Origin of the sequence: Bernardetia sp. Wsw4-3y2 (assembly GCF_037126295.1) — a bacterium.
Lineage (GTDB): Bacteria > Bacteroidota > Bacteroidia > Cytophagales > Bernardetiaceae > Bernardetia.
In genome coordinates, this window is record NZ_CP147017.1 from 3,655,254 (window position 1) to 3,682,213 (window position 26,960).

The 26,960-nt window shown below is 31.8% G+C and carries 18 protein-coding genes; 6 read left to right on the top strand and 12 right to left on the bottom strand.

The window, feature by feature from the left end; genetic code table 11:
• Nucleotides 1-108: 108 nt before the first annotated feature.
• The 3 genes from porU to V9L05_RS14965 all read right to left on the bottom strand — a co-directional run bounded on the left by porU (nucleotide 109) and on the right by V9L05_RS14965 (nucleotide 4,891).
• Nucleotides 109-3,534: a type IX secretion system sortase PorU gene (gene porU / locus V9L05_RS14955; RefSeq protein WP_338812668.1), complete on the bottom strand. Its 3,426-nt coding sequence runs from the start codon at nucleotides 3,532-3,534 to the stop codon at nucleotides 109-111.
• Nucleotides 3,535-3,820: 286 nt separating this feature from the next.
• Nucleotides 3,821-4,360, bottom strand: a complete 540-nt coding sequence (locus V9L05_RS14960) for a WG repeat-containing protein (RefSeq protein WP_338812669.1) — start codon at nucleotides 4,358-4,360, stop codon at nucleotides 3,821-3,823.
• A gap of 57 nt (nucleotides 4,361-4,417) precedes the next feature.
• Nucleotides 4,418-4,891 (bottom strand): winged helix-turn-helix domain-containing protein, encoded by a 474-nt coding sequence (locus V9L05_RS14965; protein ID WP_338812670.1) that lies wholly within the window; start codon nucleotides 4,889-4,891, stop codon nucleotides 4,418-4,420.
• A 171-nt stretch (nucleotides 4,892-5,062) separates the two neighbouring features.
• Here V9L05_RS14965 and V9L05_RS14970 point away from each other — a divergent pair, with 171 nt between their 5' ends.
• The gene (locus V9L05_RS14970) at nucleotides 5,063-5,695 is read left to right on the top strand and encodes a thioredoxin family protein (RefSeq protein ID WP_338792424.1); all 633 of its coding nucleotides are present in this window, start codon (nucleotides 5,063-5,065) and stop codon (nucleotides 5,693-5,695) included.
• A gap of 85 nt (nucleotides 5,696-5,780) precedes the next feature.
• Here V9L05_RS14970 and V9L05_RS14975 read toward each other — a convergent pair whose 3' ends face one another.
• From V9L05_RS14975 to V9L05_RS14985, 3 genes are all read right to left on the bottom strand, one after another.
• Complete coding sequence (locus V9L05_RS14975) at nucleotides 5,781-6,557, bottom strand: enoyl-CoA hydratase-related protein (protein WP_338792423.1); 777 nt, start codon at nucleotides 6,555-6,557, stop codon at nucleotides 5,781-5,783.
• 162 nt (nucleotides 6,558-6,719) lie between these two features.
• A complete protein-coding gene (locus V9L05_RS14980) occupies nucleotides 6,720-7,265 on the bottom strand; it encodes a hypothetical protein (protein WP_338812671.1) in 546 nt (181 codons plus the stop codon).
• A 352-nt stretch (nucleotides 7,266-7,617) separates the two neighbouring features.
• Complete coding sequence (locus V9L05_RS14985; RefSeq protein ID WP_338812672.1) at nucleotides 7,618-8,850, bottom strand: M48 family metallopeptidase; 1,233 nt, start codon at nucleotides 8,848-8,850, stop codon at nucleotides 7,618-7,620.
• 220 nt (nucleotides 8,851-9,070) lie between these two features.
• Here V9L05_RS14985 and rpiB point away from each other — a divergent pair, with 220 nt between their 5' ends.
• Nucleotides 9,071-9,499, top strand: coding sequence for a ribose 5-phosphate isomerase B (rpiB, locus tag V9L05_RS14990; RefSeq protein ID WP_338812673.1), 429 nt, complete (start codon nucleotides 9,071-9,073; stop codon nucleotides 9,497-9,499).
• A 111-nt stretch (nucleotides 9,500-9,610) separates the two neighbouring features.
• Nucleotides 9,611-11,068: a leucyl aminopeptidase family protein gene (locus tag V9L05_RS14995; protein WP_338812674.1), complete on the top strand. Its 1,458-nt coding sequence runs from the start codon at nucleotides 9,611-9,613 to the stop codon at nucleotides 11,066-11,068.
• 391 nt (nucleotides 11,069-11,459) lie between these two features.
• Here V9L05_RS14995 and V9L05_RS15000 read toward each other — a convergent pair whose 3' ends face one another.
• Nucleotides 11,460-13,298: a sodium:proton antiporter gene (locus V9L05_RS15000; RefSeq protein WP_338792416.1), complete on the bottom strand. Its 1,839-nt coding sequence runs from the start codon at nucleotides 13,296-13,298 to the stop codon at nucleotides 11,460-11,462.
• A 256-nt stretch (nucleotides 13,299-13,554) separates the two neighbouring features.
• Here V9L05_RS15000 and V9L05_RS15005 point away from each other — a divergent pair, with 256 nt between their 5' ends.
• Complete coding sequence (locus V9L05_RS15005) at nucleotides 13,555-14,379, top strand: IS5 family transposase (RefSeq protein WP_338812611.1); 825 nt, start codon at nucleotides 13,555-13,557, stop codon at nucleotides 14,377-14,379.
• Between the two features lie 87 nt (nucleotides 14,380-14,466).
• Here the strand turns inward: V9L05_RS15005 and V9L05_RS15010 are convergent, their stop codons facing one another.
• On the bottom strand, nucleotides 14,467-19,812 hold the full coding sequence (locus tag V9L05_RS15010; protein ID WP_338812675.1) for an AAA family ATPase: 5,346 nt from the start codon (nucleotides 19,810-19,812) through the stop codon (nucleotides 14,467-14,469).
• 542 nt (nucleotides 19,813-20,354) lie between these two features.
• On the opposite strand from V9L05_RS15010, the gene V9L05_RS15015 reads away from it, so the two are divergent.
• Together V9L05_RS15015 and V9L05_RS15020 are read left to right on the top strand one after the other, a co-directional pair.
• On the top strand, nucleotides 20,355-20,702 hold the full coding sequence (locus V9L05_RS15015) for a hypothetical protein (protein WP_338812676.1): 348 nt from the start codon (nucleotides 20,355-20,357) through the stop codon (nucleotides 20,700-20,702).
• Between the two features lie 20 nt (nucleotides 20,703-20,722).
• On the top strand, nucleotides 20,723-21,103 hold the full coding sequence (locus V9L05_RS15020) for a hypothetical protein (protein ID WP_338812677.1): 381 nt from the start codon (nucleotides 20,723-20,725) through the stop codon (nucleotides 21,101-21,103).
• Between the two features lie 118 nt (nucleotides 21,104-21,221).
• Here V9L05_RS15020 and V9L05_RS15025 read toward each other — a convergent pair whose 3' ends face one another.
• From V9L05_RS15025 to serS, 4 genes are all read right to left on the bottom strand, one after another.
• On the bottom strand, nucleotides 21,222-23,528 hold the full coding sequence (locus tag V9L05_RS15025) for an MMPL family transporter (RefSeq protein ID WP_338812678.1): 2,307 nt from the start codon (nucleotides 23,526-23,528) through the stop codon (nucleotides 21,222-21,224).
• Nucleotides 23,529-23,717: 189 nt separating this feature from the next.
• On the bottom strand, nucleotides 23,718-24,236 hold the full coding sequence (gene ribH / locus V9L05_RS15030) for a 6,7-dimethyl-8-ribityllumazine synthase (RefSeq protein WP_338792411.1): 519 nt from the start codon (nucleotides 24,234-24,236) through the stop codon (nucleotides 23,718-23,720).
• A gap of 151 nt (nucleotides 24,237-24,387) precedes the next feature.
• Complete coding sequence (locus V9L05_RS15035) at nucleotides 24,388-25,167, bottom strand: DUF4292 domain-containing protein (RefSeq protein WP_338792410.1); 780 nt, start codon at nucleotides 25,165-25,167, stop codon at nucleotides 24,388-24,390.
• A 399-nt stretch (nucleotides 25,168-25,566) separates the two neighbouring features.
• Nucleotides 25,567-26,841, bottom strand: coding sequence for a serine--tRNA ligase (serS, locus tag V9L05_RS15040; protein ID WP_338812679.1), 1,275 nt, complete (start codon nucleotides 26,839-26,841; stop codon nucleotides 25,567-25,569).
• Between the last annotated feature and the right edge of the window lie 119 nt (nucleotides 26,842-26,960).

Here is a 26,960-nt window from a genome sequence, read left to right on the forward strand (position 1 = left end):
TTATCACAGACTTCCTAGTCTGTGCAAAAGTGAAAAAGAGTTTTTGAATAAAAAATGTTACTGATTCAGACTAGGAAGTCTGAAATACTTAATAATTCACAACTTGAGTTACCTATTCAAAATAACTTTTACTGTATTAGTTCCCACAGCATCGTCTTGAAGCGAATGAATATAGATTTTACAGATATACATTCCATTTTTTACAAGTGAGCCTGTGTTGTCTCTTCCATTCCATGAGATATTTGTAAAATTACCGTTATTATTCAGATAATTCTGACGAATTGTCCTGACAGCTCTTCCCAAAACATCATAAACAACTATAGCTACCTCAATGTCATCACCTGTACGACTATGAGTGACATTAAAATCTACACTATTCCAAAAAGGATTTGGAAAAGGTGTAATTTCTGTAATTTCGATAGGCTTATTTTCTACATAAAATTCTACTTCAATTGTGGTAGGATTGGAATAATTATCCCAAACAGTAAAAGTAAGAGTATGTTTTCCCACCTTTAAATCTTGCAAAGGAAAAGCAATTGTTCCGTTCTGATAGCTTCCTTCTTCATACTCAAAATAATCGTTCAGAATAAAAGTTTGAGTTGCTTCTCCATCCAAAACTGCCATTATTTCCCTTCCTACTCCATAACCTGTCAGATTAATTCCGTTTTCATCGCTAATTTCTGCTAAAAGAGTTGTGTTTGAAGGAACTTTTGCACCTGAAACAAAGGTCTTATCTTCTATCCAAATTTGTGCTGTTGGTGCTGTATTGTCGTTTGGTGCATTGTTGTTGCTTGCTCCAACCTGAATGCCATAAAAGCCATTTGCATCTCGGTTTTGAGTTTCGTGTTGAGCATACATAGCTACTCGCCCACTAGCCAAATTGTAATTTATATCTTTCGAAACTATAAAAGTAACTTCAAATTTACCTTGATTAATTTTTGCTTTTCCTTTGTATAAAATGTTTTGCCAATTTGTATAATAGGTAGGTTGAGACTCGTCTCCTAATGTTCTAAGTTCAGCAGGTTTGTCATAGATAGTAATATCCAAAGTGCCAGTAAAATCTGAACTTAAAATATCATTATTTGCAATTTGTCCAAATAAAGTAACCTTATCTAATGCTTTTACAGATTCTGAAATTACGCCATTTGCTTTTACTTCTGTAATAATAGCTTCTTCTTTGGGATAATTGAGACGAAGTGCAGGGTCACCCAAAAGTGTAAAGTTTCTGTTTTGTCTTGAAAGACTTTCATTCTTTGTTTTTCTGATAATATCTCCTAGTCTTGGCATTTCTCCGTTTGGCAAACGTTTGAAAACATTATTATAAAATGCCTTTGCCAAAATAAAATTTGTCGAAGCTGTTACTGGGCGTGTTGTGGTTACAAGTGCAATTCCTCCACCATCTTCATTTGTCATGAGTCTTTCTCCTACCGAAAAAACTTGTGGATTGTCATAACGACCAAACTCACAAGTAGCCGTAACAAACATAGGCAGATTATTGAGGTTTTTCCAATTTGAAACCGAAGCTAAATCTACAACAGCTTCTGTAGCCAAACTAGATTCTGAGCCGTGTCCCATATAATTGACAAGCAAAGAACCATCATTAACATCATCATTTAGTTTCTCACGTACTTTAAAAGAAAATTTTCCATTTGAAGTCGAAATTTGAGGAAAAGCATCAACATATAATTTTTCAGCCTGATAACCCTTATAACTTTCAACAATATCAATAAGCTGTTCAGAATCTCTTAAATGAATATTTCCATCACCATCATCAGCTACAAAAACGACTTTATTTCTCCATTTTCCTAGTGTTTGAGGAAGAGAGTAACCAATAATTTTATCAACCACTAAACTTGCTTGATTTGCGTTTCTGACAGGAATCCTTCCAATTCCGATATCTAAATCTTCTTGTTCTACTTGAAAACTTTCAGACCATTCTCCTTCATCATCTTCTAAAAGTCCGTAAAAATCTTCTGATGAAAATGTTTCGACGGGTTCTAGTGATTGCCTAGACTGATAAACAGGAACAAAATTATTATTTGCCTGTACTCTATCTTTATAATCATAACTTGTATCTCCAAAAAGAAGTAAATAACGCAACTTATCATTTTGTTTTTTATATAAAAAACGAACAAAATCACGAATAGCAGAAACATCTTGTCTTCCAGATGAAAACTCATTCCAAATTTGACTAACTGTTACTACCAAAACTTCCATATCATCTTTTTCACTATGAAAAGCAGCTAGTTTTTGAGCTGCTTCTAAAAAGTCTTCGTGTGTAACAATCAAAAAATCAGGCGTAGAAAGAGCGTGTAAATTTTGATTGTTTAAAGTTGTTATTTCTACTGGTGCTGGCAATTCTGCATTTACATCAAAGGCAACTAATTCTTGTAAACTTCTATTTGTTCGCACGACGAAAGCATTTGGGTTTGAAGAATTGACAGGGATTTCTTGAATATCAAACAAATTACTCACATTCCAAACACGCATAGAAGCAGGTTTTTGAGAAAATTCGAAATTAGCAATCTCACTTTGAGAAGAAGCTACCGAACGAAAATGTGTATTTTGTTTGTAAAATGATAGAGTACGAGTAAATCCTATGGTAAGAAAATCTAAATTTCCGAAAGCTGTATTATCTGTTTTGTTGTAGGTAACCTTTACAGGAAGAGAAGCAGGCGAAGAGCTAAGGTTTGATGAAAAAGTAGCTGTATTTATATCTCCTTTTTTAGAATAGGTAGAGATTTGAGATGCTGCAATAGGAAGTTTTCCAAAATCCTGACCTACAACAGAAAAAGTATAATCACTAGCACGAGACGAATATGCCGTTGCTGAAACACGCAACAAAACAGGATTAGAAGTAACCAACCCTTCAGATTCAAAATTGATAGTTACTTCTGTAATAAAGTCAAAACGTTCTCCAAACCACATTCTGCCAGAACCTCCACCACCAGAGTTTGCTAAATCACCAATTATGTTTACCTCGTCTAATTCGTGATGTGCTATTTCATTGTAGGTTGTGATTCTTGTTCCTCCACTTAGGTTTTCGGCTGTTTGGATTCTTTTTCCTGTTTGATTTCCAACTTTCAGGTAATAATAATTAAAATCATCATACAGATTTTTCTCAAAACTAAATTTCAAAGCATCATTTGCTTGTGCATCGTAAGTATGAATATCGGCTGCTTGTGCATAAAACAAAATATAATCTCCTGCATTAAAAACATTATCACTTCCTAGTTCTATAAAAATGGCATTTTCCTTCAAATCTGAAATACGTGAAACTGAATTGGCTTGTGGGAGCATTCCACCACCATTTCCAAAAACTTGAATGTTGGTTGGATTGATAGTAGAAGGATTCAGACCTGCTGTTTGAAGGTCTTGAAAAGTAACTTTATGTACTCCATTTTTTTCTACTTTTAGCTTCAAAATTTGTCCCTCTGAAAGAACTGAATTTTGAGCGAAACCACTAAAAGCAAAGAAAAAAGTAAGAAGAAGAAAAAAGGAATACTGAATATATTTTGATGTATGAAGATTCATAGAACTTATTTTTTTATATAAATTAGTAGAGCTGGAAGTATTTTGAGCTATATGATACTGATTATCAAGTTTTTGATTGATAAAATAGTTTGTAAAGTTACGATTTTTTGGAATACTTCTTTTCTTAAAAATTTGGAAAAACAAAAAGACACTTCAATTTTTTCGGAGTGTCTTTTTTTTATCCTCGTTGAGGGTTTCATTTGAACCTCAACGACGGTTGAAAAGGGACTATTTTACTTTTTAGAGCAACCGTCAATGAGGCGTTGCCGTCGTTGAGGATTTTTGATTAACAATCTTTTATACACTTTCCGTTCTTATTTATATAATACCACTTGCCATTTTCTTTTACTTTTGAGATTCCATTCTCAAAAGCCCAAGCATCTTCATACTTTGGTTGTATTATTATATCTCCATTATGATTTATAAATCCTAATTTGCTTCCTAAAGTAACTCCTGCTAAACTATCAGAAAATGAAGATGCATTATTGTATAGTAATGGAATAACTATATTTCCTACTCTATCAACATAACCATATTTTTTATCTATTCTTAACCATGCTATGCCTTCTTTGAAATCATTTATTTCATCGTATATCGGTTCTAACTTTACCTTGTTATTCTGATTAATTAAACCATATTTGCCATTTTTTTCGAATTTATATAGGGTGTCAATGTTTTGAGCTTTTTGTAATGAATCCATAATTGCCTTTTCATTAACAGATACTTTTTTCTGTTCTTGTATATTTAAATAATTGTATATCAACTGAATAGCTATAAGACATAAGAAAGCATATATAGTAAACAATACTTTTGATATGACTGGCATTGAGAGAGGATTTCTACTATTTACGCTTTGATGGAGTTACTTATACCAAAATAACTTCTATTCTTCCCCTGCCAATTCATCTTTGCGTATGTTACTAGGGCGACCTGTTTTTAGCTTTACTTTCAAGCGTTTGAACAAATAATGAATACCAGGTTGGCTAAAATCTTCTCCAAAGGTATCTTTTACATACTGTTGTACTTCCTTTTGAGTTAGGGTGTTGTCTTGATCTAACTCTTGAAGTAGTTCACTTATCTGAAGAGAAGAGAGCTTACCCCAGTTTTGATTGATACGAGCTTTTATAAAATAATCAATACCTTCTTGTTGATACTTTAACCACAAATTTTTACTCTGACGAGAACTCAAACCAATAATATTACCAGCAGCAGCTTGGCTCTTTACATTACCTGCTTTGAGTACACGCAAAAAACGAACTCTATCTCGTAGATAACTTTTTTGGTGAGATTTTTCTAAAGCCAAAAGATAAGGAAGGCTTTCTACGATCAAACTGCTATAATCTAAAATTTTTGGCATATCTTTTTAGTGAAATATAGTAATTGTTTTGGTATAAGGTACAAAATAATTCCCTTTTGCTGAAAAAAAGACAGTAAAATTTATCAAAACAAAATACACTGTTTTTCCGTATTACTTCATATACAAACATATCAACATTTATTCATATAAAATAAAAATTCGTTACTCATTATGGACTATTTAGATAAAGACTATTTAGAAAAATCTCTTTCCTACCAAGAGTACAGAACACTTGGACAAGAGCTTTTAGAAAAAGCAACCACCACAAATGGAGATAATCGTCCAGAAATTTTGGAATATACAAATACAAATATGTATCGTATGAACAGGCTTGACAAGACAACAAAAGTAAATGAAAATGTCAAGAATGCTTTAGCTACTATTTCATCAAATGAAAAATATTATTGGATCGTTTTGACAGAGAGTTGGTGTGGAGATGCTGCTCAAATTGTACCTGTTATGAATAAAATTGCAGAAGAAGCAGGCGAAAAACTAGAAATTCGTTTTCTTTTAAGAGATGAAAACCCTGATTTGATAGATGAGTTTCTGACAGGTGGTGGAAGAGCAATTCCAAAACTTATTTTTGTCAAAGAAGAAAAAAACAAACAATTGAAAATTCTCAATTCGTGGGGAGCAAGACCAGCCGAAGCTCAAAAGTTAGTCGTAGAATATAAAGAAAGAGTAAGACAAAATCCAAAACTAGAGGATTTTAAGGGTTTTGCAGAATCTCTTCACGGTTGGTATGCAAAAGACAAAACACAGCATACACAAAATGAACTAGCAGAGCTATTAAACAAAAAATAAAAAATGTAGGTTTAATTAATTTTCTTCGGTCAGATGCAAAACATAGACCGAAGAAAATTTTTATAGTTTGAGGAATCAATAAAGATTATTTTCCTTCAAAGTTCGCTTTTCTTTTCTCTAAAAATGCACTTGTTCCTTCTTTAAAATCTTCTGAACGACAACAATTAGCAAAGGCATTTGCTTCTGTTTGGTAACCATCTTCTGGACGATACACCGAATTTACGCTCTCAATAATTTGTCCTAAAGCAATAGGAGCTTTTTTATTTAATTTTTGAAGTAGCTCTTCAGCTTTTTCTACTACTTCGTGAGAAGCAACTACATGATTTACAAGTCCGAGAGAAAGAGACATTTTTGCATCAATCATATCACCTGTCATGAGAAGTTCCATTGCTTTAGAACGACCAATGTAGATAGGCAAACGCTGCGTTCCTCCATAACCAGGGATAATTCCTAAGTTGATTTCAGGTTGTCCAAACTTAGCATTTTCTGAAGCGATACGGATATGACAAGCCATAGCAAGTTCACAACCTCCACCAAGAGCAAAACCATTAACTGCTGCTACAACAGGCTTAGGACAGTTTTCTATTTTTAAGAATATTTCTTGTCCACGCTCAGCAAATTTACGAGCATTCATTTCATTGATTTCAGCAATTTCTGAAATATCAGCTCCTGCTACAAATGCTTTATTGCCTGCTCCTGTTATCAAAACTGATTTTACTTCTTTGTCATCGTAGGCACGAGTAAATGCTTTATCAATTTCCTCCATCGTTTCGATGTTGAGAGCATTTAATTTACTTTCTCTATTTATAGTAATTTTCAAAATTCCATCAGAGAGCGTCAAAAGTAAGTTTTTGTATTCCATATAATTATTTTTCAAATAGTTTTATAAATTCAACTATTCAATTTTATTGTGATTTCTAGTGAGATTAGTTAGGGTCAAAGGTAAGAAGTTTGACACGGATTCACAATTAATTAGTTTAATCGATTTTGTTTTTTGACTTTATATTTATAGTTTATCAATTATTTAATTTAGAATTTTTTCTATTTCTTCTTCTAGTTTTCCATCTTTTTCCCAGTCTAAATACTCTTCCATAGAATCAGTTCTGTATTTTTTCTTGTTTTTTGTTTGAGATTTTATCTTTTTATAAGTCAAAATCATTGCTTTTACACCAGCTAAATTTGTCTCAAAATCTGTACTTTCTGCTTCTTTATTTTCCAATAAATAAGTAACTTTTGAAAACATCATAGACAATAATAATTCTTTTGAATATTCAAATTTTTTATCTGAGAGCATTTCTCCTTCTATTTTACCATCTATAACTAAATTAATATGAGGTGCGCCATTTATCCACTCCATTAAATAGGATTCTAACAAAAGTTTTAGTTGTAAAGTGGTATTATCTTCTTCCAAAGGATTGTAATTAAACCAATTTTGTAATCCTTTTTTTACTTGAAGTTGATGCTCATAATAATCTTCCTTTGTTTTGAAAGTATTGTTTTGTGGAACTTGTGCTTTTAGAAGTGAATAGCTAAATATCAAAAAGAGAAAAAGTAAAACGTATTTTTTCATTATAGAATTTTTAAAATAAATTTATTATGATTTTAGAGTGTTAGGTCTTTTGCAAACTGATTTTTAGACCAATTATAATTTTGTGTTGATTTAGTACACTGTTTCAAAAGTTTTATTGCATTTTGTTGTGCATTCAGTTCCTCAGAACTGAATGTTTAGCTTCCTCAGAAGCGTGATTTATTTGCTTGAATCACGCTTCTGAGGAAGCGTTTCGTTCAACTCTGGGGAGTTGAACACACAAAAAACATTGTAAAATTTTTGAAACAGTATATTTAGTGCTATCAAATACGCCTATTCAGTTTTGGGGAACTGAACTCATACCTCCTTCTAAAATCTGATTTCTGACTTTACTTTACTCTCCCATTGCCTTCAAACGCTCACTAAGTGGTGGATGTGAATATTTAAAAAATACGTACCAAGGGTGTGGCGTAAGATTGGAAAGTGAGTCAGCAGAAAGCTTTTTGAGTGCTGTTGCAAGAGGTTTGCTACCATATGTTTCTTTGGCATAATTATCAGCTTCATATTCGTTTTTACGAGAGAAAATATTAAATAAAACACTTGTAATCGTAGAAATAGGCGAATAAAGAAAACCAAATGCAATCATATTTAAGTGAATTTGCCATTCGTTTGCACCTAAGGCAAGAGAAATTTCCTTACTAAAAATAATTTGTGCCAAGATAAAAAGCGTAAGTCCTGTTTGTGCAATAGATATTGCCATAGTTTGAGGAATATGATTCTTTTTATAATGTCCTACTTCGTGAGCAAAAATAGCTACTAGTTCTTCTGTACTGTGTTTTTCTAAAATGGTATCATAAAAAACAACTTTTTTCTGCTTTCCAAATCCCATAAAAAAGGCATTTGCTTTTGTAGAGCGTTTTGAGCCATCAATTACGAAAATATTTTGAAGCGGAAAATAAACACTCCCTGCATATTCTTCAATAGATTCTCTAAGTTGTCCATCTTCTAAAGGGGTTAGTTTGTTGAAGAGTGGCATTATTAAGGAAGCATAAAAAAACTGCATTCCAATAGAAAAAACGGTAATTATTACCCAAAAGTAAATCCAAAAGTTTTTGCCAATTTCTAAAACAAGATATAAAAGAACATAACCTATAATTCCTCCTACTATTGCACCAAGCAAAAGTCCTTTTAATTTATCTGTAATAAATAATTTTTTGGTCGTTTTGTTAAATCCAAATTTCTCCTCAATAACAAAAGTTTGATACAATGAAAAAGGTAATCCTAAAAGAGAAGAAGCTATCGTAACTACTGCAAAAAAAGCAAGAGCGTGCCAAATAGGATTTTGAAAATAAACTCCTAAAAGTTCGCTCAACCACCCAAAAGAACCAGTAATTAAAAATATAAGTGTAAGAATAAAGCTCATAGAGTTACTAATCAAAGAAAAGGCTGTATTTGCTTTCTTATAGGCTTTTGATTTTTGATACTCATCTTCCGTGTAAATATCTGCAAACTGATTGGGCAAATGAGCAGGTTGATTTTGAGAATTAAGCCATTCTAAAAAATTTTCTAATAAAAAATCGCCTACTAAAATAGCAATGATAAGAATTAGGATTTGAGATGCATTCATTAAATTATCGTTTTTATTATTCTTAAAATGTTTTACTGATTCATTCTATTTATTATAACTTCAAAACGATTTTATGGTTTAAAATAAATAATTTTTTATCTTTTTATAGAAAAATATAATTTTGGATAGTTTCTACTTATTTAAAAATCCGTATTTTTGAGAATTATATATTTATTTGTGCTTTATACTAAAAACTCTTATAAAAGATTACCCTTTTTCAATGAAAATTTCAATTGCCAACGACCACGCAGGAACTGAATACAAAAAATTCTTACAGAACTATCTGACTAATTTAGGTCATGAGGTCAAAAATTTTGGAACAGATAGTTCAGATTCAGTAGATTATCCTGATTTTGCACACCCATTAGCAAACTCTGTAACTAGTAACGAAACTGAATTAGGGATTTTGATTTGTGGGAGTGGAAACGGAATTGCTATGAGTGCCAATAAACATGCTGATATTCGTGCTGCCATTTGTTGGAATGAAGAATTAGCAGCTCTTGCTCGTCAGCATAATAATGCAAATGTAATTTGTATTCCTGCTCGTTTTGTAACGCAAGAATTAGCTCAAAAAATGGTTGAAACCTTCTTAAAAACAGAATTTGAAGGAGGGAGACATCAAACAAGAGTAGAAAAAATTTCTTGTTAATTTCTAGTATAATCATATAGGCTATAAAGTCTGTGCAACTTAAAAAAACTTTTAATTGTAAGTTGTTTTCATTTGTCTTAAGCAACACACATTTTTTCATTACTTTATTTTATGCAAATTTTTTTTACTGTTCGTGAGCATCTTTCAGAATCTACTCCTTGTATTTATTTACTAGGAGAAAATTTTGACAATCTTCCTTCTACATTTTCAGATAATTTTCCTATTTCTTCATTAGTAAATTATTTTGAAAAGGAGCAAATCCCAACTACTGTTTTCTTAGATAATCAAGTAGTTTTTGCAGTTCCTTATCTTGCCCCAATACAGGAAAATTATGTTCATAAAGAAAAAATGCGTAATCAAGGGCATTTAGTGGCACAGCTTATCAAAACTCATTCTATTAATAAGTTACAAGTTTTTGCTGATGCTATTTTGAGTAAAGAAAGTATTCTCTGCTTTTTAGAAGGTTTGAATTTAGGAAGTTATAATTATGAGAAAAAAGGAAATTCAGAGGACTATTTTAGAGATACTTTGCAGGTAGAAGTAGTTTTCTCAAGTGAAACAGAAACTATCGAACAAGAAGAGTTAGAAAAACTGACCACACTTTGTGATGCTGTTTGGCTAACAAGAGATTTGGTAAACGACCCTCCAAATTTTAAGAAACCCTCTATATACGGACAAAAAATAGAAGAATTAGGAAAAGAAGCAGGTTTTGAAACCGAAATTTGGAATAAAGAGCGTATAGAAGCTGAAAAAATGGGAGGTATTTTGGGTGTTTCGCAAGCTAGTCATGAAGATGCCATTTTTGCCAAACTCATTTATTCTCCAAAAGATGCTACCAATGATACGCCTATTGTTTTGGTGGGAAAAGGAGTAACTTTTGATATTGGAGGTGCAAATATTAAAACTTCAACGGCTGCCTTAGAAATTATGAAGTCAGACATGGGAGGTTCTGCCAGTGTGGTAGGACTTATTTATGCACTTGCTAAAAATAATATTCCATTATATGTTGTCGGACTTTTGCCTATTACAGATAATTCAATTAGTAATCAAGGATTAGTTCCAGGAGATGTAATTACGATGCGAAGTGGCGCAACTGTAGAAATCACCAACACAGACGGAGAAGGAAGACTCATTATGGCTGACGCTTTAGATTATGCAAAAGAATTAGCTCCAGAGTTAGTTATTGACTTAGCAACTCTTACAGGAAGTGCAGTGCGTGCGATAGGTGAAGAAGGTACTGTTTTTATGGGTAATACAGATGAAGTATTGAAAAGAGCTTTAGAAAAAAGTGGAAGAGAAACTTACGAGCGTTTGGTAGAATTTCCTTTATGGAACGAGTACAAAGATTATTTAAAATCTGATGTAGCTGATATTAAAAATGTGGGAGGAAGTTTTGCAGGAGCAATCGTTGCAGGAAAGTTTTTAGAACATTTTGTAGATTACGATTGGATTCACATGGATATAGCTGCGCCAGCTTATCTTATGAAATCGTCTAGTTATAGAGGTAAAAATGGAACAGGAACAGGTGTACGCCTCCTGTATCATTTCTTAATAGAGCAATTTTCTTAAAATAGAAAAAAAATAAAAGCATAAAAAAAGGCTATTCTTCGTAAGAAGATAGCCTTTTCTGTTTTATCAGCTTTGGAGGCTTAGATAAAAATTAAATGATTGGCGTGCGCTAAAATTGATAAAACAATTAACAAAGAAAAATTGTAAATTGAGTGATTAAACCGAATCTTCTAATTAAATATCTTTTGCTTTCCATTTGATTCTAAGCAAAGCAGAAAAACAAATTAAATTTGTTTTTCATAACTACTACAAAGGTGCAAAAAAAAAATAGTTTAACAAGTGTTTTTTATTTTTTTTTGAGCTGATAAACTATTTTTATTTTTTACTGAAAAAATAAAAAATAGTAGCTTTAATGAGTAAAAAGATTTTTTGTTGTTATATTTATCTAAACTTATTTGATTTTTAGATATATAAATTTAGTTTCTTTTCCTATTTCTAAGGGTGTAAGAGCTAAAGCAGGTTCTACAAAATTTTTATCGTTGATTACAAATAGAGGAATTACTTTTCCTTTATTTTCTTTTGTCTCTAATGTATTCAATACATCTTCACGACTATTTACTTTTATTTCTTTTATTTCTGGGTCTTTACGAATAAAATGAGAAAAAGAAATAAAATCTGCTCTTCCATCAAAAAGTATATTTTTTGGATAGTCTTCTTTATTGAGAGTTTCTTGTTCACGATTTGATATAAAACGAAATACTTTGTCTTTGACCAATTCTTCACCTAAAATTCTACAGGCTAAAGCATTTATTTCTGCATTAGGAGTCATTGCCCAAAGCTGTCCATACTGAGCAAAATCTAATTCTTCCCATGCTTCTTCATTCAAAATACTTCCTTCATAAATAGGAATTTGTTGCATAGATGCCTCTCTTGTATTTGCTTTTGAGGTATCTGCAAGTAAAACAGGAATATTATATTTTTGAAGAATTTTGGCAATAAAACGAGCAGATTCATCAGCACTCAAAAAGGCTACTCCATTTGGTTCTTTACGTGTAACTCCTAGTAGCTTGGCTATTGGTTTGGCAGTAAGTCCTTGCAAAACAACCGTTCCTACAATAACTAAAAATACCAACGGTAAAAGCATTGCCGCTTCATCTAAAGGAATAATGTAGTCTTTGCTTTGAAATAGGGAAATAGAAAAAATAGAAGCCACAGCGGCCGTAACAATTCCACGAGGACAAATATAGGATAGAAATATTTTTTCGTTTAAAGTTAAGTTTGTTCCCCAAGTGCTTAAAAATACAGATAATGGACGTAAAATAAAGACGACAACAGCAAATAGAATAAAGCTGTTTGTTGTTAAGACTAATTCTATATCTACAATATCAATTCTTGAAGAAAGTAAAACAAACAAAAATGAAATTAGAATAATCACTAAATCTTCATTAAAAGAGATTATTTCTTTTAAGTTTGAAGTTTTCATATTAACTAAAGCCATTCCCATAATTGTAACTGCAAGTAAGCCTGATTCGTGCTGAATAGAGTTAGACAAGGCAAAAGAAGAAATAACTAAGCCCAACATAACAATATTCTGAAGGTATTTAGGGACTAATTCTTTACTAATTAATATATTACCTAACCAAGCTGAGACCCAACCTATCGCAATTCCGACAGCAATAGTAATGGCAAATGTTTTAAGGGCAATAAAGCCAATTTGTGAGCCTGCTGTTCCTGAAATGATAAATTCATAGGTTAAGATAGCTATTAATGCTCCCACAGGGTCAATCAAGATACCTTCCCACTTCAAAATGGTAGTAATATTAAAGTTGGGTTTGACATTTCTAAGAATAGGTCCAATAACAGTAGGGCCAGTAACGATAATAAGAGAGCCAAAAAGCAGTGCCGTTTGAACAGAAAAGTCCATAATTAGCATTGCAGCAACTGTTCCACCAGCCATCGTAATGACTGAGCCAATGACAATTATATTGCGAACAGCCTTTCCTAATACTTTTACTTCAGATAGCTTAAGTGTTAATCCTCCTTCAAAAAGAATGAGTCCAACAGCTAAAGAAACTACATCAAAGAGAACTTGTCCTTGAAAAATAGAATCTCCATCAATAAGTTTAGGGCCTTTTGAAACTAAATATCCTTCATCACCTGTAAAAAGTGTAGAAACAGGACCTACTAAAAGTCCGATAATAATAAGTGGAAGAATAGCTGGTACTTTGATACGCCATGACAACCATTGAGCAAAAAAACCAAGCACGAGAAGCCCTGCAAGTTCAAGCATATATTATTTTAATAGTGTTAGATTCGAATAAAGAATAAAAATACTAAAAATATATGAAGGATAAAGAGAAATTATCTATTGATACTTTTTTTTTATTAAAAATTCTATTTTTAGTTGAATTTTGTTAGCCTAAACTAAAAACAATACAAAAAAATCTTTGAACTTGTTTAAGAATGGTGATTTATTTTTTTAAAAAGAGGTCAAAATAGTTATACTTGTAAATCATCACATTTTCAATCTAACTATTTTTCCCTCTATGTACGTAAACTTATCAAAAAAATTTATAACCGAAAATATTTTACCTTATTTACATCAATTTACAAAAGGTCGTCGTATAAAAGTAGCTCTTTGGCGTATTATCCAAGCCATTGTGTATCGCTTAAAATCAGGGAGTCAATGGCGAGAACTTCCTATGAAACAATTTTTCGGAAACTTATCAATTATCTGGAATACAGTATATTACCATTATAATAAATGGTCAAAATTAGGAAGTTGGAAGAAATTATGGATCAAGTATTTAGAAGATTATCGTGGAGAATTAGATTTTTCTATTTGTCAGCTAGACGGCAGCCACACTTCAGCTAAACGAGGAGGAGAAGGTATTGGATATTCCAAAAGAAAAGCAGGAAAAACAACCAATGCACTTTTTCTAACGGATAAAAATGGTATTCCAGTAGCGATGTCTGTTCCAAGAGCAGGCAATCATCACGATGCTTTTGAACTTGAAAAAAATATGCAATCTATGATAGATGATTTGAATGCTTCTCAAATTAGAGAAGGAGGAATTTTTCTCAATGCTGATGCAGCCTTTGATACACAAGCCTTTCGTTCTTTTTGTAATCATTTAGATATTGTAGATAATATAGATTTTAATAAAAGAAATAAAAAAGACCTTGATAATCAACCATTTAAAGATGAAGAAATGTATGAATTGAGATTCGTTATTGAAAGAACTAATGCGTGGTTAGATGCTTTCAAAGCCTTAATTATGAGGTACGAAACTAAAATTCATACGTGGCAAAGTTTACACTATTTAGCCTTTACTTTAATATTTGCCAGAACTAGAAAAAAACATTCTTAAACAACTTCTTTAAAAAATTAGGACAAAAAAAAACTAGTAAACCCTAAGATTTAATAGTTTTTTGTGTGAATATAATTTCGAATTATTCTATAATCGCAACGCCAAAACTGTAATATCATCTCTCTGCTCTGCATCAAGTTGGTGTTGATCTAATTGGTTAGATAAAATTTCTTTTTGCTCTTTAAAAGGTCTTTCATGAAATTGCTTAAGTAAAGATTCAAATTTTGTAGAGCCAAATTTTTTCTTATCTGGATTTGCTTGGTCTATAAGACCATCAGAAGTCAAGTAAATAACATCTTCAGCCAATAAAACAGCTTTTTGATTTGTAAATACATACTCTTTTTTCTTCACTACTCCACCAATACTTAGATTATCTCCTTTTAATTTTTCTATTTCTCCATTCGAAGTATAGTAAAGAGGACGTTTTGCTCCTGCATAAGTGACTTCAACCCAGTTTTCTTGTCTTTCTATCCTACAAAGTGCTACATCCATTCCATCTGTATTATCAGAATCTTTTTGATGTAAAGCTGCCCGAACTCCTTCATGGAGCATTTCCAATATTTTTGCAGGGTCAAAAACTCGTTTTACGCCTACAATATCTGTTAGAAGGGTATTTCCCACCATTGACATAAATGCCCCTGGAACACCATGACCTGTGCAATCTACAGCAGCAGCAAATGTGTAATTTTCTACATGAGTTACCCAATAAAAATCTCCTGAAACAATATCCTTAGGGCGATAAATAACAAAATGCTCTGTAAATAATTCTCTTAAAGTCTTTTTGGCTGGTAGAATAGCATCCTGAATAGTTTGAGCATAACGAATTGAATCTGTTATACGTTTGTTTTTTTCCTGCAGTTCTATTGTTCGTTCTTTTACTTTTCCTTCTAAGTTTTGGTAAAGTTGAGCATTTTCTAAAGAAATACTCACTTGTGTAGAAAGCATTTGTAGAGTTTGTAATCTATCTGGTGTAAATGCTCCTGTTGTTAGATTATTTTCTAAGTAAAATATACACAACAATTCATTTTTACGCATCACAGGAAAACAAAGTACCGATTTCGGCTTGTATGCTTTCATGTATGTGTCATTGGCATATTTTTCATCTTCTGAAGCATTATCCAAAACAAGAGGTTGCATTGTTCGGACTACATAATTAATAATTGTTCTAGGAACTAAATCACTATCTTCTTCAACAGATTGATGCAAAAACTGTGTCGATTGTGTTTGTGTCAAATCTCCTTTTGCTTCTATAAAAAATTCTCCATCATAATTTTGAATCAAAAATGCTTTTTCTGCACCTGCATTTTCCATTACTACACGCATCATCTTAGGCATTAGTTCCTCAAAATTGACTTCTTGTGAAAGTGTTTGGGTAGATTTAATGAGCGTTTCGAAATCCAAGAAACTTGTACCACTTTTTGAGCCACTAGAAGATATTTTGCTAGTAGTCATCATAGTTGTTGAAGCTGCATTTTCATTTGTATTATGTGTATGCAACGTATGAGAAGGCGAAGTTGTCGTTTGCCCTATTTCAGTTATGGCATCTTGCTTAACATAATGCGAATATACTTCATGCATTTGTTCTAATTTGCCTTTTGCACCCCAAATACGATAATCATAATAGGCTTTACGCAAAAACATCATAGCAATATCTTCTTGTTTTCTTTGTAGCCAATAGTATCCAAAACGTTCCTTAATTAGTGCCTCTTCTTGAATAAAATTAGTCTTTGCAACAGCTTCTAAAGCTAATCTAAAGTTCTTTTCTGTTTCTATATAGTCATTTTTTGCTCGTGCAAGTTCTGCCTCTACCAAATAATATTTGTGTAGATTAGTAGAAGGTGAAAATTTGGCAAATTTATAAAGCTTAGCTTGATTTTTTGCAATACGTCTTAAAATTCGTTGTCTATCCCATAATGATGAACTTGGATAAATAGCAATATGAATAAGTGAATCGTACATGTGATAAACAGGTACACCTGCTGTTGATATGATTCCTTTTAAGTATTTTTCTGTCAGAACAACATAGCTATATGCTTTTTCAATGTCGCCAAAATTATAGCTCAAACAAGCTTTCATAAAGAAATGTAAACAGATAGAAGCCGAATTTCCTCCTTCCAAAATTTCCTTCTGCAGCTCTAATGGATATTCTTCCCCTTCTAAAACGGCAGGATTTTCAGATTTACCCAAATAATTTAGGAAGGTCTGACGAAGTAACTTGATGTTGTGATAGGGATTAAACTGTCTTAAATCATAAGTTGCACCAATATACATATTGGCTTCTTTTTCTACTTCGTTGAGTTCTTTACCTGTTGCAAAACGATAATACACATAAATAAATATAGAAAATGCTGCATATTCAAAAAAACCTGTATCAATTCCTTTTCTATATGACTTTACTAAAGGTTTTAATGAATTTTCTAAAGGTTCTTTCCAATGACGAATCATAACATTTGCAACCATATAGGTTCTTGCCTTAAAACGTTCAGAGTCATGTTTGTCTAAAAGTTTGATAGCCAATTCTCCAAAACGATATCCAGAATCTAAGTTTCCAAGCACTCCACACAAAATGATTCCGTAGGAAGAATAAGCGTATGTAGAAACAAGTGCATTCCCATATTTGATAGATAACTGAACTTGTCTGAAAATAATCATTGGATACAATGGCGAACCACTTACATAAGCAGCCAAACTAATGCCTGATAAAATTTTCATGGCAGCTAGTTTTTTCTTGTTTTCCATCTGTGGAAGATTTGCCAAGTCAAATACTTTTTTCCCTGTCATCATTCCTTTAATACGGAATATTTCACGAAGTAAGTGAAGTTTAGTTACATTTCTTGGAAAACCTACTTTTAACTTTTTAAGTGTACTAACAGCTAGGCTGATTGCCTCATTCATTTTTCCTTTAGAAATAAGAAATTGAATTTTGGTATCAAAAACAGCTACTTTATCTAAAAAACCATTTGCATTGGTAAGTACACCATTTACAAACTGTTCCATTCCACTTCCATTTCCACTTAAATATGCAGCTTCAGCAGCCTCATTGTGAAGACGTAAAGCAAGGATATATTCATCTTTCCAACCAATAATATCTAAAAGAGCAACTCCAGCATAAAAATAATCATAAGCAGGTTCGTAAGCTGCTGAGGCTTTTGCTTTTCTTCCTGCAATCAGGTTCAGACGAGCCAATTCATAACGTTCTTGTTGGTCTTCTAAAAGAGCCACTCCAACATTGAGTTGATTGACAATATCAAATATTTTGCTTTCTAACTGTCCATCAGGTGTGTTTTCTTTGATTATTTTGCCCACCTTATAGTGCATTTCAAAACGACGACTATCAGGAATAAGAGAATAAACAGCTTGCTGAACTCTATCATGTAAGAACTTAAAACGAGCATTTAATCGCTGCTCCAAGGCAGGGTCTTCACTAAGGATTGCAATACGTTTGTAATTATCATCTAAAGGAAGTATCATTCCTTCTTCAATTGCGACCCATACTCTATCAAAAATATCTTTTAATGAAAAATTACTAACACTACGAAGCATCTGCAAATCAAACTTATCACCAACACAGGCAGCAAACTTTAGTATTTCTTGTGTTTCTACTGGCAATTTTTCGATTTTAGCAGTCATGAGTTCAACTACATTATCGGTAGTTTTCTTCTCTTCAATCTTGACAATATCCCATTGCCATTGTTTAGACTGTAAATCAAAATGTAATAAACCTTCTTCGTATAGCGATTCTAAAAATTGAGTTGCAAAGAAAGCGTTACCATGTGTTTTTCTATAAATTAGATAAGAAAGCTGTTTTACCTGAAGTATCTGAGCTTTCAGAGATTCTGTAATTAGTTTTTCAATATCTTCATAGCCCAAATTGTCTAATACTATCGAACTGATTGGTGCATTTTGTTCCTGTAAGCTCTTTACCATTATCATCAGAGGATGTGCTGAGGTAACTTCATTATCACGATACGCCCCAATGACAAGTAAATAACGGTTTTCGCTATCTGTCATTAAAACTTTAAGTAAATTTAAAGAAGCTCCATCTGCCCATTGCATATCATCGATAAAGAGAACAATAGGATGTTTTTTCTGACTAATTACACGAATAAAAGACTTAAATACATAATTGAAGCGATTTTTGGCTTCGTTAGGAGGAAGATCTTGAACATGCTCTTGCTCTCCAATAATCATTTCTAGGTTTGGTAAAACATCTAATAATATTTGACCATTTTCACCTAATACTTTATTTATTTTTCGTTTCCAGTCTGCTAAAGAATCTTTATTTTCAGTAAGTAAATACTCTATAAATTCATTAAGAGCTTGAATGATAGCAGAATAAGGAACATTTTTTTGATATTGATCAAATTTTCCTTTTATAAAATAACCTCGTTTTTCAGTAATGGAACGATGAGTTTCACTTACTAATGATGTTTTTCCAACTCCAGAATACCCTTCTACCAAAACAAGTTCGGTTGCACCATTCGAAACTCTTTCAAAAGAATTGAGTAATAATTTTACTTCATCTTCTCTGCCATAGAGTTTTTGAGGAATAGAAAAACGATCTGAATAATCTTCTTGTCCTAAATTAAAGTAATCAATTTTACCGTTTCCATTTGCAATAAATCCCTTTAAACAAAGTTCTAAATCATTCTTGAGACCAAAGGCAGATTGATAACGATCTTCTGCATTTTTTTCCAAAAGTTTCATCACAATTTCGGACAAAACACGAGGAACAGTTGGATTTACTTGGTGAGGAGGTTGAGGTTTTTGTGCTAAATGACAATGAACTAGCTCAATAGAATCAGCAGCCGTAAAAGGTAGTTTATTAGTCAGAATTTCATAAAAAGCAACACCTAAGGAATACAAATCGGAACGATAATCAACAGCACGATTCATTCTACCTGTCTGTTCAGGCGAAATATAAGCGAGTGTACCTTCCAATGCATCAGGATTACGAAGGTCTTGCACACGAGTATCTATACGTGAAGAAATACCAAAATCAATAATTTTGATGCGATGTGTTACCAAATCGACCAAAACGTTATTACTATTAATATCTTTATGGATAATATGATTTTGATGAATCTGTCCGAGTGCTTCAGCAACATTTATAGCTACTTTCAAAAAATCTTTGTACGTCCAAGAATTTTCAAAAAAGCTTTTTTTGAATGTAATTCCAGGAAAATATTCCAATACAAGTGCAGACTTACCCTCTAGTTTATCTTTTTTGTATGCTTTTCTGATTCCCTCTATTTTGAGGTCTTTCGTAAATTCATACTCATTATTAAACTGAATAAGCTGCGTAGGAGTCGGGAAATCATTTTTGATAACCTTGATAATGACGGGTGTATTCCACTCGCTAGTATCTCGGTAATAAATGATTGAATTTACTCCCTCAAACAAAATTTTTGGAAGCGACGTAGCCACAGACATAGATTTTTAGTGTATTTGTGTGAGTTGATGCGTGTTTTGGATAGTATTTTTTAACTTTTTCTGATTTTTTGTCTTTATTTTAGTTTTTACAAGTTTTTATACTCGTGTAATTAATTCTAATTTTTTCTAAATTAAGGAATTGTTGCTAACAATTCCAAACAATATGTTGATATATTTGAATTCTTGAGAGGTATTCTTTTACAGTAAAAAACCAATAAAAATATAAGTTGTAAGTGTTTTTAGTTACTTATTGTGAGTGATAAGCAATATATGCAATTTATTCTGACTAAATAAGTATTAAACAGTGTGCAAACTCTGAAAAAACAAATCTTAATTTTCTTTTAGGCTAAGAAAGATTTTTTTGTTAAAATTCAAAGAAAAAATTACATTATTACATTAATATGAATTTACCTAAAAAGAATTACTCTATATTATAGGTATAATAAGATACAAAATATTTCGCAATTTTATACTACAACGGTAGAATAATTTAAAAAATTGCTTTATTATTCATTTATTCAATTTTACACCTTGCAAATTCGATGGAACGCATATTAGATAGACAAAACAACCCTCAAGCAAAGAATTCTTGGAAACTTGTTTTAATTACAAATGGAATAAGTGTATTTCTTCTTCTTTTATGGAGTTATTATATGTTTTTTATAGAAATGGAAGATGCTACTTTTCCAGTAGAAAATATCATTGTTAGTACATTTAGTATAGTTTCCATTTTTACAGCAGGCATAAATATTTTATGTATACTCATTTCTTTATTTATATCTAAAACCTATTGGAAAAAATGGTTGATAATGGTAGCTTATTGTCTGATTTTATTTATTTGTGCATTGATTATACAATTTATACTTGATTTTGATAAAATAATAAACTAGACAAAATTATAACATTAAGCATGGATAAAATATTAGACCGAGAAGAAAAGAAAAAACAAACAAATGTTTGGAAAAACTCTTGGCGTGTTGTTTTGGCTGCTAATGGAATACTTGTATTGATGAGTATTCAAAGAGTTTATTCCTTTTTTTCTTCCTCTTCATTAATATTAACTGATTTTAATTTTTTAATAAAAATTAGTTTTTTTATTGATTGTCTTTCTTCTTTGATGTTGATTTGCAATCTCGTTTTATTGTTTGTCTCGTTGTTTTTATCAACAACCTACTGGAAAAAATGGCTTGTAATGGTATTAATAGGTTTAGTTTTGTATGGAATTAGTATTGCTCTATACTCAATCTATAATCTTGATCGTTTAAACGTCTACTTTCTATTTTTTTCTTAGATATGTTTTATTTTGCTCAGTTACTTAAAAGTGAGCTATACAATTAAAAGAAAAAAGCTAAGATAAAAATATATCTTAGCAGTTTTTAATTGAATAGTATGATTTATTATATTCGTTTTTATTCCTCAATAGGAGGATGATTTGAACGACGAATATTTGCATTAAATGTAAGAAGCAAAGAAGGAAGCAAAATCAAATTTGTAAACATTGCAACTAACAGCGTAATTGAAGTCAAAAGTCCTAAAGCAACTGTTCCTCCGAAAGAAGAAAAAGCAAAAATTATAAATCCTGCAAACAGAATAATAGAAGTATAAATCATACTTTTTCCTGTTTCACGAAGCGAAATATCAATGGCTTTGTGTCTATCAAAATCAAAAGCTAAAAGTTCTTGACGAAAACGAGCCAAAAAGTGAAGTGAGTCATCAACAGCAATACCGAAAGCGATACTGAAGACAAGAGCTGTACTTGGTTTGAGAGCAATATTAAAAAATCCCATAATTCCTGCTGTAACTAAAAGAGGAATAAGGTTTGGAATAATGGCAATAAGCATTACTCTGACATTTTGGAAGAGCGCACCAATTATTATAGCTACCAAAATACAAGCTAAAAGCAAACTCCATTTGAGGTTATTTATTAAATAACTATTTCCCTTCAAGAAAATAGGGGTTGTTCCTGTTACTCGTGCGCTCATTTTGGTAGAACCAACTGAGTCAGCAAAAATACTATCTAGTTTGGGTTGTAAGCTCATTCTGACTAAAGAATCCAAACGTAAAGAACCAATATCAGCTACTTTCAAAGATACTCTCAAAATCTGTTCGGTGCTATCTACGAAAGATGCAGAAATAGCTGTGGGATCGTTTTGTCCTTTCAAATAACGTAATACGTATGCTCCTGTACGCTTATCAGGCAAGTTATAAGATTGTTCGCTTTGATTAAAATAGGCTTGATTTGCAGCTTTTATAAAAGTAACTAGAGAAATAGGAGTAGAAAGATGTGCAGAACTATCTACATAGTTTTCAATTTGCTCTATTCTTTCCAATGTTTGAGGTCTACGATAAGACTTTGGTTTTCCTGTATCAATTACTATTTCTAAAGGCATTGTTCCTTTAAAGTTAGCTTCGATAAAAGCAATATCTTTTTTCTCTTTCGTATTATTTGGCAAATCGTCTACCATATAGGAATTTGCTTTTATCTTACTAAGTCCAACTGCAGAGCAAACTACAATCAAAACGGTAAATAAATAGATTATGGGTCTATAATTTTCTATTAGAAAGTCAAATCTAACTAATATTTTATTTATCAATCCTCTATTCAAATGTTTAGTTCGTCTTCCTTCTGGCATTGGTAGATAAGAAAAAACAATTGGTAAAAGGAGTAGCGAAATAAAGAAAGTTGCAAAAATAGTAATACCTGCTGCCAGTCCAAATTCACTCAAAATACCTATTCCTGTGCTTACCAAAACTAAAAAACCAATAGCAGTAGTAGTATTTGTAATAAGGGTAACAATACCAATTTTTTTGACTACATATATTATGGCATCCAATTTATTCTTTTTGTTATTGCATTCTTGATGGTATTTTGTAATAAAATAAACACAGTTTGGAATACCAATAACTACTAAAATAGGAGGAAGAAGAGCTGTAAGAATAGTTATTTTGTAGCCTAAAGTTCCTAAAATTCCGATAGTCCAAATAATAACAATCGTAATCAGACTTAGCGAAACGAAAACAGGGGTGAAAGAACGGAAAAATAAAAATATAAAAATGGCTGTAATAGCAATGGACAAGGATAGAAAAATAATCATTTCACTTTTGACCTTGTTCGAAATAGCTACACGTAGAAATGGAAGACCTACATAATGGATTTCGATGCCTGTTTCTTCTGAAAATTTGTTACCCAGTTCACTAATTCGCATAACCGTTTCGTGGTTATAAATTGTACTAGTAATTTTTGGAGGAAGCGTAACAAGAACTAAAGAAGCCTTGTTTTTTGGATTAATGAGTTGATTTTCGTAGAATTTTATTTTGTAGGTAAAATCTAAAAGACTGTCTAACTCTAGTTGTGTCTGTACTTGTTTTGGGAAAATTGATTTTGGCTCAAATTTTTTAATTTCTTCGTTTTTATAAATATAAGGTAGTTTTCCAAGCCCTACTACGCCACTAACAGCATTTACACTATCTCCTAACCCTTTTAAATTTTCCTTATTTTCGAATTTTATTTTTTCTAAATCGTATAATAGTTTTTGCCACTTCTGGAAATTTTCTAACTCAAATAGTTTCTCATCTTCAACTCCCAAAACGACTACATTATCATCTTGCCCAAAAAGTTCTTTAAACTTATTGAAAAAGATAATATCTTCATCAGAGTCAGGAACAACTTTAGAAAAAGTATAAGAAAGTTCTGCTTTCTGACCTTGAAAAGCCATGAAAATTGTCAAAGCAAAAACAACAAGCAAAAGCCACAGTCTGTTTTTTAAAATAAAATTAGCTATGTTTAGCCACATAAATACGAATTTAGAATTATGAATTGTGAATTATGAATGGTAAATGGTAAAATAAAAATATTATAATTTATATTGAATTCTACCTTCTACCTTCTAAAATCTAAATTGGTTTTAAAAACCTATACCACTTTTTGATTTTTTCATTATAGCCGTATGAACACCAAGCATTTTTATTGCTGTAATAGCTGCTTCATCGCCTTTATTTCCGTGTTTTCCTCCTGCACGGTCAAGAGCTTGTTGTTGATTTTCAGGTGTCAGAACTCCAAAAATGACAGGTTTGTTATGTCTTAAATTTACGTTCGTAATTCCGTGTGCTACAGCATCACAAATAAAGTCAAAATGACGAGTTTCGCCTTGAATTACACAGCCTAAACAAATAATTGCATCAATTTCTGGTTTTTGAGCTGCCCATTGTGCTGCTAAAGTAAGCTCAAAACTCCCTGGGACATCATAGCGATAGATATTTTCTTCCTTTGCGCCATATTCCATTAATTTTTCATAAGCACCTTTATACAATGCTTCTGTTACTTCTTCATTCCACTCTGCTACCACAATAGCAAATCGTTTTTTTCCTATTTCTTGAATAGATTTTTCAGAATGTAAGCTTAGATTTTTATCTTTTGATGACATAATTTTTAAATTACGAATTAAAAATTACGAATTACGAAAATTTAGTTACGATGTATTTCTTCATTTCAACCGTAATTCATAATTCGTAATTCGTAATTGAATTGATTATTTTTTCCTCGCCGTTGTTGGTGTCCCCACCAACGACATAAATTTATTTTTTTCCTAATTCCTTTTTATCATAGCTATCGGGAATAGAAAAAGGAAAAGAAAGATCTGATTTTTCAAAATTGACTCTTTTATGTTCGATTTCAATTTTGGTTTGATCCGTTTTATTTTCTTTTTTATTAAAAAAGTTGGCTACAGCATTTACTTTAAAAGGGATTTTTTGTCCGTCTAAATTTTGGAAGTTACTATAATCTATAAAAAGACTATTCATTCCATCATTCTCTTGAACAGCAACTTTAGAAAGTTTTTTATTTTCTCTACTTACATACATAGATGTTTTGAAAAGTTCATAGATTTGCTCTAAAACAAAATAGTTATCTTTTTTTTCTGGCGTAATACTTTGGTCTAATGGAGGAACATTTCCTAAAAATAGAGCTTGAAGAGTTTTGAAATCTCCATCAAAGTTTACTTGCTTACTAAGCGAACGAATATCTACAGCCGAATAACTTTTTTCTAAGCGATTGACCAAAAAAGCTGAATCAGTACGGATAAGCATACGAGCAGCTTCAATTCCGAAAACAGGACGAGCAGAAAGCCAAATCAGACTATCTTTTGCAATACGAATATCAACAGCACTACCTAATTCTTGTTTTTGATTTTGAAAAGAAAGATGAGATTTTGTACTTAAAAAAGTAAAATCAAAAGCCTCAACACCATATTTTTTGGTAAGTTCAGCAGGAGTAGAAACTCCTTTTTTACAAGCTGAAAGAAGAAAAATAGAACAAATAAACACTAAAGAAAGGCGAAAAAATGAAGTTTCTTTCATAAAAAAGTTGAAAAAAATGTGATTAATGACTAAAGAACAATTAGTAGTTTAATCAGTAATGAAATAATAAAACACAGTTGATAAACTCTATTTTTAAATGATTGTTTAATTTTAAATTGTAGCATACCCTTTAGGTCAATGCTGTTAAGCTAAGGATTTGTAATTCTACTCCATAGGAGTTGCATATTGGTAGAAAGAGTAAAATAGATTCTTCATTTACTCCGTAGGAGTTATATATTAGTAGATTTTTCTATGATTTACTCAAAATGCTACCAATATGAAGTTCCTAACGGAACAAACGACTTTTTATTTGATTTTTTCTATCAATATAGAGTTCTTACAGAACAGAATTTTTTAGCTGAATAGTGTATTGCTTTAAAAGGTAAGCTACAAAAACAACTAATCAATCTTTTCAAACCTACAATAATCTTGCAATACTTTAGGGATTTTGATTCCCTCTGTTGTCTGATTGTTTTCTAAAAGAGTAGCTACAATACGTGGCAAAGCAAGTGCGCTACCATTTAAGGTATGTGCTAAGTGTTTTTTCCTATCTTTATCTTCAAACCTAAGTTTCAAACGATTAGACTGGAAAGTTTCAAAGTTACTAACTGAGCTTACTTCCAACCAACGACCTTGTGCAGCCGAATAAACTTCTAAATCATATGTCATAGCAGAAGTGAAACCCATATCGCCACCACACAAACGTAAAACTCTGTACGGCAATTCTAATGCTTCCAAAAGCCCTTTTACATGAGAAAGCATATTTTCAAGTCGTTGATATGATTTTTCTGGGTGTTCTATCACTACCAACTCTACTTTATCAAATTGATGCAAACGATTCAGACCACGCACATCTGCGCCCCAAGAACCTGCTTCACGACGAAAACAAGGCGTATGACCTGTCATTTTGATAGGAAAATCGCTTTCTTTTACAATTTCATCTCTGTATAAATTTGTAATCGGAACTTCTGCTGTCGGAATCAAGAAAAGATTGTCAGCAGTTGCTTCATACATTTGTCCCTCTTTGTCTGGAAGTTGTCCTGTGCCATATCCTGATGCTTCATTTATCAAAATTGGAGGCTGAACTTCTTTGTAACCTGCTGCAATGGCTTCATCTAAAAAATAATTGATTAAAGCACGTTGCAATCTTGCACCTTTGCCTTTATAAACTGGAAAACCTGCACCTGTGATTTTATTTCCCAATTCAAAATCTATAATATCATATTTTTTGATAAGCTCCCAATGTGGAACGGCATCGTCTGCAAGTGTTGGAATAGTTCCCCATTCTTCGATAGTTTGATTGTCTTCAGAAGATTTTCCTGCAACAACATCTTTATAAGGTGTATTCGGAATTTCATACAAACAGTTTGTCAAATCATTTTCCAATTCCTTTAATTTGTCTTCTAAATCTTTTATAGATTGTTTGTTTTGAGCAGCTTTTTCTTTTGCTTGATTAGCTTCTTCTTTTTTGCCTTGTTGCATCAAAGCACCGATAGATTTTGCTACTTCATTTGCACCAGCTTGTAATTCGTTGAGTGAGGACTGTGTCGTTCTTCTTTCATTATCGATAGAAATAGCTTTTTCGACAAGCTCAGTAGCTCTGCTAAAATGGCGTTTTTGAAGTGCTGCAATGACTTCTTCTTTGTTCGCCTGTATGTGTGCAATTTGTAACATTAATTAATCAGTTATCAGTTGTTTCAGTTACCAGTAATCAGTTACCAGTAATCAGTTTTGAATTTCTTTTTGAAAAATAAAATACTCACAAAAGTCCGATAAATTCAGTTAAAAATCAA